The sequence below is a fragment of the Mesorhizobium sp. WSM4847 genome (assembly GCF_055811335.1).
In genome coordinates this window covers 220,465-232,817 of record NZ_JBVVPY010000010.1, presented here as the reverse complement: position 1 = coordinate 232,817, position 12,353 = coordinate 220,465, and the positions used below count along the sequence as shown (strand labels likewise).

The 12,353-nt window shown below is 60.9% G+C and carries 11 protein-coding genes and 1 pseudogene; 10 read left to right on the top strand and 2 right to left on the bottom strand.

Annotated elements, in window-relative coordinates; genetic code table 11:
- Positions 1–290: co-chaperone GroES (groES, locus tag AC0L28_RS17035; protein ID WP_473478897.1), on the bottom strand; the 290-nt coding region annotated here is incomplete at its 3' end.
- 345 nt (positions 291–635) lie between these two features.
- Here groES and AC0L28_RS17030 point away from each other — a divergent pair.
- Positions 636–845: a hypothetical protein gene (locus tag AC0L28_RS17030; protein ID WP_473478894.1), complete on the top strand. Its 210-nt coding sequence runs from the start codon at positions 636–638 to the stop codon at positions 843–845.
- Positions 846–1,741: 896 nt separating this feature from the next.
- Here AC0L28_RS17030 and AC0L28_RS17025 read toward each other — a convergent pair.
- Positions 1,742–1,966, bottom strand: a pseudogene (locus tag AC0L28_RS17025) (recombinase family protein); the annotation flags it as partial.
- Between AC0L28_RS17025 and AC0L28_RS17020 the strand changes: the two are divergent.
- From AC0L28_RS17020 to AC0L28_RS16980, 9 genes are all read left to right on the top strand, one after another.
- Positions 1,869–2,309, top strand: a complete 441-nt coding sequence (locus AC0L28_RS17020) for a type I restriction enzyme subunit R domain-containing protein (protein ID WP_473478892.1) — start codon at positions 1,869–1,871, stop codon at positions 2,307–2,309. The pseudogene AC0L28_RS17025 and the gene AC0L28_RS17020 overlap by 98 nt on opposite strands.
- 2,117 nt (positions 2,310–4,426) lie before the next feature.
- Positions 4,427–4,858 (top strand): CBS domain-containing protein, encoded by a 432-nt coding sequence (locus AC0L28_RS17015; RefSeq protein ID WP_023800376.1) that lies wholly within the window; start codon positions 4,427–4,429, stop codon positions 4,856–4,858.
- 277 nt (positions 4,859–5,135) lie between these two features.
- The gene (locus AC0L28_RS17010; protein ID WP_473478889.1) at positions 5,136–5,636 is read left to right on the top strand and encodes an NADH-quinone oxidoreductase subunit J; all 501 of its coding nucleotides are present in this window, start codon (positions 5,136–5,138) and stop codon (positions 5,634–5,636) included.
- Positions 5,636–5,938 (top strand): NADH-quinone oxidoreductase subunit NuoK, encoded by a 303-nt coding sequence (gene nuoK, locus AC0L28_RS17005; RefSeq protein WP_287063202.1) that lies wholly within the window; start codon positions 5,636–5,638, stop codon positions 5,936–5,938. The genes AC0L28_RS17010 and nuoK overlap by 1 nt, the downstream gene beginning before the upstream one ends.
- A gap of 4 nt (positions 5,939–5,942) precedes the next feature.
- Positions 5,943–7,406 carry a monovalent cation/H+ antiporter subunit D family protein gene (locus tag AC0L28_RS17000; RefSeq protein WP_473478885.1) on the top strand — a complete coding sequence of 488 codons (1,464 nt, stop codon included), beginning with the start codon at positions 5,943–5,945 and terminating at the stop codon, positions 7,404–7,406.
- Complete coding sequence (locus AC0L28_RS16995; protein ID WP_023800380.1) at positions 7,403–7,657, top strand: hypothetical protein; 255 nt, start codon at positions 7,403–7,405, stop codon at positions 7,655–7,657. The genes AC0L28_RS17000 and AC0L28_RS16995 overlap by 4 nt, the downstream gene beginning before the upstream one ends.
- Positions 7,650–9,410, top strand: coding sequence for a Na(+)/H(+) antiporter subunit D (locus tag AC0L28_RS16990; protein ID WP_473478882.1), 1,761 nt, complete (start codon positions 7,650–7,652; stop codon positions 9,408–9,410). Before AC0L28_RS16995 ends, AC0L28_RS16990 begins: the two co-directional genes overlap by 8 nt.
- Before the next feature lie 7 nt (positions 9,411–9,417).
- Positions 9,418–10,893 (top strand): NADH-quinone oxidoreductase subunit M, encoded by a 1,476-nt coding sequence (locus tag AC0L28_RS16985; RefSeq protein WP_023800382.1) that lies wholly within the window; start codon positions 9,418–9,420, stop codon positions 10,891–10,893.
- The gene (locus tag AC0L28_RS16980; RefSeq protein WP_023800383.1) at positions 10,890–12,329 is read left to right on the top strand and encodes an NADH-quinone oxidoreductase subunit N; all 1,440 of its coding nucleotides are present in this window, start codon (positions 10,890–10,892) and stop codon (positions 12,327–12,329) included. Before AC0L28_RS16985 ends, AC0L28_RS16980 begins: the two co-directional genes overlap by 4 nt.
- Positions 12,330–12,353 lie beyond the last annotated feature (24 nt).

The following is a 12,353-nucleotide window of genomic DNA, read 5'->3' as shown; positions in this document are numbered from 1 at the left end:
ATGATGCCCATGATGTCGGATTCCTTCATGATCAGAAGGTCTTCGCCATTGAGCTTGACTTCGGTGCCCGACCACTTGCCGAACAGGATGCGATCGCCGGCCTTGACGTCCAGCGGGACGAGCTTGCCGGCTTCGTCGCGGGCGCCGGAACCGACGGCGATGATCTCGCCTTCCTGCGGCTTTTCCTTTGCCGTGTCGGGGATGATGATGCCGCCGGAGGTCTTGGATTCGGATTCGACCCGACGAACGACCACGCGGTCATGCAGCGGCCGGAAATTCGACTTTGCCATTTTGGATATCCCTGGTGCGGAGGTTGAAAGGTTCTCCGTTGCCGGAGCGTGGTTAGCACTCGCCAGTGGAGAGTGCTAACGTGGCGCTGAAATAGGCTGCGGGCTCGTACTAGTCAAGACGTACGAGGGGACGGCCGAAGAGCAAAGGATTTGGAATCGGCGCGGAAGCCTCGCCCCCGTTACGGTGCATCCAACTGCCTAAGCGAGCGTTTCGGCCGTAAGCTCTGGGCCAACTTTCGTCTCTGTTTGGAATGTGAAATTATGTGAAATTAGTGGCCAAGCAGTCGGCCGGAATCGATGGCCAGCCAAACAGTCTTGAGCTTTTTGCAATTCATCAGAACCTAAGTGGCATCGCCCAAAGGAGCGCTTATCGCAATCGATGGTCTGCAAATGCCTGCCGAAGCGCCTGGCAATCCTAAAGCAAGGCGCTCGCAATTTGCTCGTTCGGTAGGTTCCGATCAGCAGGTCGATAGGAATGCTCGTTTTGAGGACGATGTTTGGGATTTCGTGATCGAGGTGGATTGTTTCCGTGGTGAGGTTTGCGTCGGCGATTAGATAGACAAGATGGCGCGCCCGTCCAGTGCGCCTACCGCGCGAATCTCTCCCTTCACGAATTCCGCCGTGAACGCAGCGCGTTGAGCCGCAACGGCACCGGAAAGCCTTGACGATCATGCCGGGTACTGGCGTGTGCTGCGATGTTGTAGGTGGTCACGCGGGCCTTGACGTCATTGCGACGGTAAATGAGCAGCGGGGACCGGGTGGGGGGCTTGGGGTTAGTCCCCGCTGCTTTGAGCTGCCTTCGCAGGGTGCAGTGGCAGCACAACTAAAATAGTGACTGAGCGATGACAGGACCCAGACAGCGGAGCCTTGGGCACCCTGTCAGTCTTACATCGGCTAGTGCCGCCCCCCAAGGCTACCCGGGCGGGTGTCTCAAGAGTGCGGCCGGGGACGGACCTTCAAAGATTGCGACTTCCGCACCCCAGCCTACACTCCGGCCTGACGCGCGTGCCCACCCAATGACGAGTGCCCACCCAATTGACCCCAGCGTCAAGCGACAGGTCATTAGTAGCCGATAAAGATCGCCCCCAAATCGGCCGCTTGGGCTAGCTCGGATAGACAATTCGGGTGAGCGGGTTCAACGGGGTCAAAAGGAGGGGTCGGAATATCCGGGCCAAATTTTCTTACGACCCATCGGATAACAGGCTCATGCGTGGCACCCCCCGTGCCCCTTCGGTTTCACCACACAGGCCCGAGCGAGACGAGCCGCCAGACGCCGAGAGGCTGCCCGGTGGCGGTACCTCAGACCGACATGAGCACGCGCTGGCGGGGCTATCCTTGTCCAGCGGTTGGAGTGCGGAGTGTGCGTAGGGCATACCAATCGGGTCGCCTCCTTGCGGCTGTCGTCAGTGCAACGTAGCTACCGGGTAACGAAATGGAGGGGTCTATGTTTCTATGGCCGCATTGCGCTCCTGGTCCTCAGGCCGCTCCCGGTAGCGCCCTTCCTGCTTGGCCTTCCGGATACCCTGGGCCTGCCGCCGCCGCCTGTCGTCATAGTCCTTGCGGGCAATCGCGGCGATCATGTCCAGCATCATCCCGTTGATGGCCTCCTGCATTCGGCCGGTGAACTCGTCGGTTCCGCTTGAAGCCATGCTCCAGGAGGTGGGGAGGTCGAGACTGGTCTTCGTCTGCGCGATGTGGATCACCGGCTTCGACGTGCCAACCTGCTCGACGATCCATCTCGACAAGCCAATGAAGAACCACACTCTGATGCAGACGATCGCGCGCGGGAACCGAGTTGCGCCCGGCAAACAAGCTGGTCAGCGCGGATCGATCCGCTGCGCGACCAAACGCAGTCGTTGCGCGTGTGCAAGGTCGAGGAGGCGATCTTCAAGTTTACCGATCCCAACATTGCGGGGAAATCCAAGCTCACGCGGCGACTCGCGCCCGGTCGGCCGGATTTCCAATAACCATCCGCAGGAAACATCGCGGAGCGAACCGACGCCGGCAGACGATCAATGACAAGCGTCTGAATTGTGACGACCTGCTCGCGCCCATAGGCCCCTTCGGCGACATCCCGCCAACGAACGCGTCCGCGCTGGCGAACCCAACGGACCTCGGCGACGGTGATATGCATATAGTCGCCGGCAATGCCAGGCCACGATCAGATCCATCGCAGCTTCGTTGCGCACCGGGACGACCGCGGCGACGGAGCACATAGCCTTCGGCCTGTTGGCCTTCGCGATACATTGGTTTTCGCGCGCAAGCGTCCACACCGCGTCTGCCGCTCCCTTCGCGCTGCTGTATTCCTCTATGAGCCTTTTCGCGATCGCCTCCCGCGTGGCGTCGTCCATTGACGCTGCATGCTCTCTGCGTAGCCGAAAGGCCTCGAGGAATCGCTGGTGCAAGGAAGAGACTGCCATCCGGAACTCGTTCACAATGTCGTTGATCACTGCTTGTGCGACAGAGGGGTTGGCGGGCCTTCGTTCTGAATGATCTTGAGTGAAACGGAGCCGGGTCGGCTGCTTACGTCGACCGCTTAGGAAGAGGCGACCGTCGCGCGTTGGGCCGAGCAGCACGGAAATGGCTGCAGAGAGATAGCACGCGGGTATAGATATTGGGACATGCCAACAGCGTGTCGGAGGAGCACCTTGTCGATGTCATCATCGGCATCGACGTAGATGCCGCGCATCAGCTTCACCAGTTTGCCCGTCTCTGCGTGTCTTCTCGATCGTTTCCCCGACCAGATGGAGAGGCATTCTAATTTTTCCGTACTTCAGTACGCGAAAGTACTGCCGAGAAAGCCTTTCTTGGGTCGTCTTCCGAAGCGGAAACGTTGAAGGACAGAGGATCATTGGGCCTATGTGTCCACGCTAGCACGGTGATTCATCCTAAAAAATGCACGACAAGCTCCATCGAACAGGAGATTTGTCGTCAACCTGCCAGCGTATTACGTGATGTTGCTAGCACCGAAGAATTTCAAGCATCAAAGACTTGCCAATGAACGACCTCAAAAAGGTGTGCCCACACAATGTCACAGCAGATGAGAATGCGAAGCTTTGGTCGATCGAGGATCGACAGGATTCGACACGACACCCATCTCCTGCCAGCCCATTCCCGTCTACTCGACCTAGGGCTGTCGAGCATGAGCAAGACCGTCCTTGCCTTATGGTCTGTGAACTCCGGCTTTGACCTCGCCGAATGGCAGTCGTAAATAATGCAGTCAAAAGTGTGCATACCGCGACGGCGACCACATTGTTTTAGTCTTTTCAACAGCCTAAGAATCTGACGGTATTCTTGACGGTATTCATTGGAAAGATGATAAGATTTTATCAATCAAAACAAGCAGTTATAGACCTAATTGATCATTGAGTGGGAGTAGGGGAAAGACCTAATAAATTCGGCGAAGCGGCTGTTTTGGAGTAGATTAGCGTAGGATCTTCGGCGGTCCGGGAGTTCATCTGCCGCACATGATCAATGACGATCCTGATCGTCTTGTCACAGTAACGCCCGCCATAGTGGTTCCACCGTTCACTCGATCGACCCGGATGTTTTACCACGAAGGATTCGCGTCCGACGCTGTGATGTCGCCCGGCATATTCTTCTGTTTCGAGGACCAGGCCTGGAGCAGGCGCTTGAACAAACGCAGGCGCGCCGGGTGCGTCACCTTCCAGTGCTCAACCGGCAGAAGCGAATGACGGGGCCTCATCTCGCTGAGTGATATCGCTCTGAAGGGCGAAAGTTCGATCCTCGCGCCGCTTGCCAAAATCGCTGCCGGACGCTGAACGGCACCTGCACGCCGCCTGAGGTTTCAGGGGCGCTTGCGAAAATAGACGAAAGCGGCATGCATCTAGAGGAACCAGGCATGCCGCCCATGAGCCCGACGGAATCGGCTTCCCTTGGAAATCCGTGGCGGCGCTCTCGGCTGATCGATGAGCATCGGCGCCGGCAAGGGCGACCCCTGTAGCAGGCGGCGATTTGTGTAAGCCAATCATGAAGGCCTACCGCCAGAAAGCACTGTGGCCTGAGATTTCAAGTCGGACTTGAAATATCAAGGCGCGCGGCGCACGATGGCGCAGAAATGCACCGAGAGGGAGACGGGGCGGAGGGCTGGAGCGTAGCAGCGCTTGGAGGAAGCCATGAACGTCAAAGCGATTCTCGAGGACAAGGGTCGAGCCGTCGAGACGATTGGCCCGAACGAGACGCTCGCCGTGGCGATCAACAGGCTCGCCGAACACAGGATCGGCGCACTGGTCGTTACCAATGGTGATCGCAAGGTGATCGGCATCGTGTCCGAGCGCGACATCGTCTGCGCCATGAACAAGTATGGGTCTGCGGCCCTGGAGCAGAGTGTCCGTCACGCAATGACCGCCAAGGTCAACCTCTGCACCGAGAACCACACGATCAACCAGGTCATGGAGATCATGACCACAGGCCGCTTCCGCCACCTGCCCGTGGTAAAGAACGGCCAACTCGACGGCATCGTCTCGATCGGCGACGTGGTGAAGAAGCGCATCGAGGAGGTCGAGCGCGAGGCCGAAGAGATTATTCACTACATCTGGGCGGGGTAAGCTCGCCAAAGGCCCGCCGTCTGGCCGCGACGTCCTTTTTTCAGGGTTTCTGATCTCGTGCCGAACCTCCTTAGGCAGCCTGAGTAACGGATAGGCAGCTGCGGGATCGCACACCGTATCAGATGCTGAGACTTGGGCATAACGTAGCGCCAAACCATGTAATCTTGAGAAAAATTCGATACTAGGGCACAATTTGTAGACGCATCTGAAGTGCGCAGCTATCTCAAACCCGGCCGCCTTGCGCCGAGTGACAGATCGCGGCGGAGGGTTGGCGTCGATGGATCAGGCGTTCTTTCTTCTGTTCGCTGCGGCGTCCGTGATCACGGCACTGACCGTGGTCCTGGCGCGGAATCCGGTTCACAGCGCATTGGCGCTGATGGCGTGTTTCCTGCAGATCTCGGCAATCTTCGTCTTGCTCCAGGCACCGTTGCTCGCTGTCATCCAGATCTTCGTCTATGTCGGCGCAATCATGGTCCTGTTCCTGTTCGTGATCATGATGATCGATGTGCGCGAAGCGGTATTGCAGCGGTTCTTGCCGGGCGGCAATCTGCCGGCTCTGGTGCTGCTCGTCCTGCTTGGGGTCGAGATGCTTGTACTGGTGCTCTGGAGCGACCGCTTTTCGGTCACGGAGCCCGTCGCGATGCGCGGCGGCGATCAGATCAGGCAGCTCAGCATGACACTTTTCGCCGACTATCTCCTACCGTTTGAAGCCGCCTCCGTGATCCTGCTGGCGGCCCTGGTCGGCGCCATCGTGCTGGCGCGGAAGGAGCAGGGGTGATGGTTCCGCTCTGGTGGTATATTTTGCTCGGAGTGGTCCTGTTCGTGATCGGAGCGGCGGGCGTGCTGCTCAGGCGCAATATCCTGGTCGTGCTGATGTCGCTGGAGTTGCTGCTCAACTCGGTCAACATCAATTTCATCGCTTTCGGGCGTTACTACGACGATTTCCGCGGGCAGATCTTCGCGATCTTCGTCATCGCAATCACCGCGGCGGAGATTGCGGTCGCCCTCGGGATTCTGGTCGCCCTCGTGAGGAACAAGTCCACCCTCAAGGTCGACGACGTGACCATGATGAAAGGATAGCGGCTTGGACCCGGTGATATCGATCCGGCCGCTGCTTGCCGTCGCCGTCGCAGGCCTGGCGGCCCTTGCAGTTCTCGTTCTGAACAACCGCGAGAAACTCCGCGATCTCGTCTCGCCCTTGGCCGCGATCGCCATGTTCGCAATTGTCGCCTCGATGGCACCCACGGTGCTGGCCGGCGGGACGGTCGATTTGCGCCTGTTCGAGATTCTGCCGGGGATCGACTTCGCTTTCCGGGTCGATGCGCTCGGCATGGTGTTTGCCACCGTCTCGTCGCTCTTGTGGATCGTGGCGGCGATCTATTCCATCGGCTACATGCGCCACTTGAACGAGCACGCGCAGACCCGGTTCTTCGCCTGCTTCGCCGCCAGTCTCGCGGCGGCCGTCGGGGGCGCCTTCGCCGCCAATCTGTTCACGCTGGTGATCTTCTACGAGGTGCTCAGCCTCGTTACCTATCCGCTCGTCTATCACCACGAGGACGAAGAGGGATGGACGGGTAGCCGCAAGTACCTCGTCTATTTGATGGGGGCGTCGAAAAGCGTGCTTCTCGCCGCGCTGGCGCTGACCTACCATCTGGCGGGGTCGCTCGACTTCGTGCCAGGCGGGCTGCTGGCCGGGGTCGATGCCTCGCCGGCGCTGCTGACCGTGGTCTACTTCTGCTATCTGTTCGGCTTCGCCAAGGCCGCGGTGATGCCGATGCACGCCTGGCTGCCTGCCGCGATGGTCGCGCCGACACCAGTCAGCGCACTCTTGCATGCGGTGGCCGTGGTCAAGATGGGCGTGTTCTGCGTGCTGCGGGTGGTGTTCCATGTCTTCGGCACGGGGCTGGTGGACGGGCTGGGGCTCGGCATCGCAACGGCCTATCTGGTCTCGTTCACCATCCTGATGGCGTCCATCTACGCCCTGACGCGGGACGACCTGAAGGCGCGGCTCGCCTATTCGACGGTCAGCCAACTCTCCTACATCGTGCTGGGCGCGGTCCTGCTGTCGCCGGTCGCGATGGTTGGCGGGATCATCCACATTGCGGCGCATGCGTTCTCCAAGATCACGCTCTTTTTCTGCGCCGGGTCGATCTATTGCGCGTCCGGCAAGCGGAACATCAGCGACATGGCCGGCATCGGCCGCAGGCTGCCCTGGACGATGGGCGCGTTCTTCGTGGCCTCGCTCAGCATGATCGGGGTGCCGCCGACCGCGGGCTTCGTCAGCAAGTGGTATCTGGCGCTGGGCTCGGTGGAGGCGGGGGAGATTGCGTTCCTGGTCGTGCTCTTGGTGAGCTCGGTCCTGAACGCCGCCTACTTCCTGCCGGTCAGCTATGTCGCTTTTTTCGGGACGGAGGCACAGGAAAGTCCGGCGACGGTCCGTGAAATTCCGTTGGTGACGATCCCACTGGTCGCGACCGCGATCCTGTCGGTGTCGATGGGTATTTTCCCCGGCTATTTTCTCGCCCTGGCGGAAGGAGTGGTCAGATGATCAGGCGTGTCGTCGATTTCTTTGGTGAGGCGAGATACGCGGAGCAACGCCGCCGGCTGTTTTATCTGGCGCTCGTTCTGATCGTCATCGCCGATTTTCTGGTCCCCCGCGAACACGCTGAATTCCTGTGGGACCGCTTGCCGGGCTGGTCGGCCGTCTATGGCTTCTTGTCCTGCGTCCTGCTGATCTTCGTCTCCAAGTTCCTCGGCCATCAGGGCGGGTTGATGCGGCGCGAGGACTATTATGATTGACTTCGTCCATCCCGCCCTGCTGTTCATTCTTGGCGCCCTGCCGATCCCTTTCCTGAAAGGATCAATCCGCAAGGCCTATCTGATGTTGATTCCCGCGCTGGCGATCCTCGCCGTGCTCACCGTGCAGCCGGGCAGCTACGGCGCGGCGGAGTTCATCGGGCAGGAAATCCTGATTGCGAAGGTCGACAGGCTGAGCATCGTCTTCGCCACCGTTTTCACCATTATGGCGCTGATCGGCATGGTCTATGCGCTGCACCTGACGGGCGCCGGAGAGCATGTGGCGGCTTTCGTCTATGTTGGCAGCGCGCTCGGCGTGGTGTTTGCAGGCGATTACCTGACCCTGTTCCTGTTCTGGGAAGGTATGGCGTTTGCCTCTGCCTATCTGGTCTTTGCCCAGCGCGGCAAGCAGGCGATCCGTGCGGGGTTCCGGTATCTCATGGTCCATATCACCGGCGGCGTCGCCCTGCTGGGTGGCGTCATTCTCCACGGGCTCGCCACAGGTTCGCTGCTCTTCGGCCCGATCGAGGGGGGGATGGGCGTCGCCGCCTACCTGATCCTCGCCGGGTTCATGCTCAACGCCGCGGTGCCGCCTCTCAACGCCTGGCTGACAGACGCCTACCCGGAGGCGACCGTCACCGGAGCGGTGTTCATGAGCGCCTTCACCACCAAGACCGCCGTCTATGTGCTGGCCCGGGCGTTTCCGGGCACCGAGCTTCTCGTTTGGCTCGGCACGGCAATGGCGCTTTACGGCGTCATCTACGCGGTGCTGGAGAACGACTGCCGTCGGCTCCTGGCCTATCACATCGTCAGCCAGGTGGGCTACATGGTGGCGGGCGTCGGCATCGGTACCGAGATGGCGGTGAACGGGGCCTCCAGCCATGCCTTCGCGCATATCCTCTACAAGGCGCTCCTGTTCATGGGTGCGGGGGCGGTGATCCACGTCACCGGGCGGCGCAAGCTCACCGAGCTCGGTGGGCTCTACAGGACCATGCCGCTGACCGTGGCGCTCTACATGGTCGGCGCCTTCGCGATCTCGGCATTTCCGTTCTTCTCGGGCTTCGTGACCAAATCGATGGTGGTGGCCGCCGCCGGACAGGATCACCGCGCGCTGGTGGTGCTGGCGCTGACGATGGCATCATCTGGGACCTTCCTGCACACTGGGCTCAAGCTCCCGTACTACATGTTCTTCGGCATGGACCGGATGCTGGAGGCGCGGGAGCCGCCCCGCAATATGCTTGTTGCGATGGGAATGGCGGCGGTGCTGTGCATCGCGATCGGGGTGTTCCCCCAACCACTTTACGCGCTGCTGCCCCATCCAGTCGACTTCGAACCCTACACCGGCGTCCATATCACCGAGAGCCTCGGCATACTGATGTTCACCGCATTGGGCTTCGTGCTGTTCCTCAGGGCGCTCGACCCCGAGAACACGATCAGCATCGACACCGACTGGTTCTACCGCAAAGGCGCGCGGCATTTCATGTGGCTCGCCGAAAAACCGCTGGCGCGCTACGAGAAGGCGGTGAGCGACGTGTCCGAGACCGTGGTGCTGCCCTTCCTGCACGGAACCGCACGGGCCGGACTGCGGATCGATCTCAACGGTGTGGACGCCGTTGTGAACGGCGTCGCCCGCTCAATCCTGCGCGGTGGCGGTGCGCTGCGCAAGCTGCAGACCGGCGTCGTGACCCATTACGCGCTGGCGATGATCGTCGGTGTGATCGCAGCCATCGCCGTCTTCGCTGTGGTGTGGCGGTAGGGGTGCGATGGCGTTCCCGCTGCTTAGCCTCATCGTGTTCATGCCCGCCGCCGGGGCAGCGGTTCTGATGCTTCTCCGCAGCGACGATGCGGTGCGGTGGACGGCGCTAGGTGTCACCGTCCTCGACCTCGCTCTCTGCATCGCTATGCTGGCCGGCTTTGACACCACTACCCACGAGATGCAGTTCACCGAGACGCGCCCGTGGGTGCCCGCGCTCGGAATCACTTACGCGCTCGGCATCGACGGAATCAGCGCGCTCTTTGTATTCCTGACTGCGTTATTGGGCTGGATTTGCGTGCTCGCCTCGTGGGTCGCGATCGACCGCAAGGTGAAGGAGTTCATGGTCAGCCTGCTGGCCATGCAGGCGCTGATGCTGGGGGTGTTCTGCGCGCTCGACCTGTTCCTGTTCTACGTCTTCTGGGAGGCGATGCTGATCCCGATGTACGTGATCATCGGCGTCTGGGGTGGCGACGGCCGGGTCTATGCGGCGTTCAAATTCTTCCTCTACACGCTGGCGGGCAGTCTTCTGTTCCTGATCGGTGTCATCGTGCTCTATTTCCACGGCGGCGAGACTTTCGACATCCTCGCCCTGACGGCGCAGGATTTGCCGTTCCGGGTTCAGTCCTGGCTGTTCTTTGCCTTCCTGATCGCCTTCGCAGTCAAGGTGCCGATGGTCCCGGTCCATACCTGGCTGCCGGACGCCCATGTGCAGGCGCCGACGGCGGGTAGCATCATCCTCGCCGGCGTTCTCCTGAAGATGGGCGCCTACGGCTTCCTGCGGTTCTCGCTGCCGATGCTGCCGGAGGCGTCGCTGTATTATTCCACGCTAATGCTTTCGCTTTCGGCGCTCGCAATCGTCTATGGCGGGTTACTCGCGCTGGCGCAGGACGACCTCAAGAAGCTGGTGGCCTATTCCAGCATCAGCCACATGGGTTTCGTGACGCTGGGTATTTTCACGTTGAACCTCCGCGGGCTCGAGGGCGGCATCCTGCAAATGTTCAATCATGGCGTAACGACGGGCGCGTTGTTCCTGTTCGTCGGCCTGATCTACGAGCGGACCCATACCCGCAGCATCGCGGATTATGGCGGGCTGATGAAGGCGGCGCCGGTCTATACCGCGTTTCTTGCGCTGTTCACCCTGTCGTCGATGGCGCTGCCGGGAACGAATTCGTTCGTGGGCGAGCTGCTGGTGCTGTCGGGCGCGTTTGCGGCCAATCTGGCCGTCGGCGCGGCCGCCGTTTTGGGGGCACTGCTGGGCGCGGCCTATCTGCTTGGCATGTACAGGAAAGTCGCGCTTGGTCCAGCCAGCATCGGCGTGCGGTTCAAGATTCGCGACGTAAACGCCCGCGAACTGGTGGCGATCCTGCCGCTGGCGGTCTTCGTGCTCTGGGTCGGGCTCTATCCGAAACCTTTTCTCAACATCATCGGGCCTTCGGTGAGGCATCTGCTCACGCAGGTGCATTCTAACGGGGGCGGCCAATGACCGCTGCCACGCTTTTCCAGTCGATCCTAGCGAGCCTGCCCGAGATCGTGGTGGTCACTGGGGCCTGCATCTTGCTGATTCTGGGACAGCTTGTGCCAAAGGGACAGGGGTATTTCCTCGTCTGGGCTTCCGCTGCAACCGTGCTGGTTGCGACGCTGGCGACACTGTTACTGGCGGGCGAGGTGCGGCCGGCCTATTCGGGCATGTTTATCGCCGACCGCTTCGCGGTCTTCTTCAAGATGGTGTTCTACCTTTCGACCATCCTGACGTTCCTCCTGTCGCGAAAATATGCCGAGATCGAGGAGATCGCGTTGAGCGAATACTATGTCCTGCTGCTCTTTGCGCTTTCCGGCATGATGATCATGGCCTCGGCAACCGATCTTCTGTCGATCTATGTCGGCCTCGAACTGATGGCGCTCTCGACCTATGTGCTCACCGGCTTCCTCAGGAAGGAGCGGCGGTCGAACGAGGCGGCGCTGAAATACGTGGTTCTCGGCGGGGTCTCGACGGGAATCTTCCTCTACGGCGTCTCGCTGATCTACGGGATCACCGGCACGACGCAGCTGGACGGGATGGCTGCGGCGGTGACCGGCGACCCGCTCGATCCCGGATTGCTCCTGGCGGTGGTCTTCATCGTCGCGGGGCTGGTCTTCAAGGTCGGCGCGGTGCCGTTCCACATGTGGGTGCCGGACGTCTATGAAGGCGCGCCGACGACAATCACGGCCTTCATGTCGGTCGCCCCCAAGGCGGCGGGATTCGCGGTGATCCTGCGCGTGTTCCTCAACCCGCTGGTCGCCGCTTCCGACGCCTGGATCATCGTCGCAGTGATCGCGGTGGTGACGATGGCGCTCGGCAGCTTCGTGGCGCTGGTGCAGGACAATTTCAAGCGCCTGCTCGCCTATTCCAGCATCGCCCATGCGGGCTTCGCGCTCTTCGGCGTGGTGGCGGGTGGCGCCGACGGGATTGCCGGGGTGATGCTCTACCTGCTGATCTACGCCTTCATGAATCTCGGTATCTTCGGCATCGTCATCATGATGCGGAATGGCGATTTCTCCGGCGAGGTCATCGAGGACTACGCCGGCTTCGCCAAGTCGCATCGCGGGTTGGCGCTTCTGATGCTGCTCTACCTGTTCTCGCTCGCCGGCATTCCGCCGACAGCCGGGTTCTTCGCCAAGTTCTACGTGCTGGTGGCGCTCGTCGAGCGGGGTTTCGTCACGCTGGCGGTGATCGCGGTGCTGCTGAGCGCCGTCGCCGCCTACTTCTACATCCGCATCGTCATGGTGATCTACATGCGCGAGCCGGAGCGCGCGTTCGAGCCTGCCCTGACGCCGTCCGTCCGCGCCACGCTCGCCTTGACCGCCGCCGGCACCATCGGCATCGGACTGTTTCCGGCGTGGTTTCTGAGGCTTGCCCAGAGTTCCGTGTTCGGCGGTTGACCACGATTGGATTTGCAATGAACC

Coding starts and splice junctions, on each gene's coding strand:
- AC0L28_RS17020 (WP_473478892.1), top strand. CDS start 1,869: ATGTCCAGCATCATCCCGTTGATGGCCTCCTGCATTCGGCCGGTGAAC.
- AC0L28_RS17015 (WP_023800376.1), top strand. CDS start 4,427: ATGAACGTCAAAGCGATTCTCGAGGACAAGGGTCGAGCCGTCGAGACG.
- AC0L28_RS17010 (WP_473478889.1), top strand. CDS start 5,136: ATGGATCAGGCGTTCTTTCTTCTGTTCGCTGCGGCGTCCGTGATCACG.
- nuoK (WP_287063202.1), top strand. CDS start 5,636: ATGGTTCCGCTCTGGTGGTATATTTTGCTCGGAGTGGTCCTGTTCGTG.
- AC0L28_RS16995 (WP_023800380.1), top strand. CDS start 7,403: ATGATCAGGCGTGTCGTCGATTTCTTTGGTGAGGCGAGATACGCGGAG.
- AC0L28_RS16990 (WP_473478882.1), top strand. CDS start 7,650: ATGATTGACTTCGTCCATCCCGCCCTGCTGTTCATTCTTGGCGCCCTG.
- AC0L28_RS16985 (WP_023800382.1), top strand. CDS start 9,418: ATGGCGTTCCCGCTGCTTAGCCTCATCGTGTTCATGCCCGCCGCCGGG.
- AC0L28_RS16980 (WP_023800383.1), top strand. CDS start 10,890: ATGACCGCTGCCACGCTTTTCCAGTCGATCCTAGCGAGCCTGCCCGAG.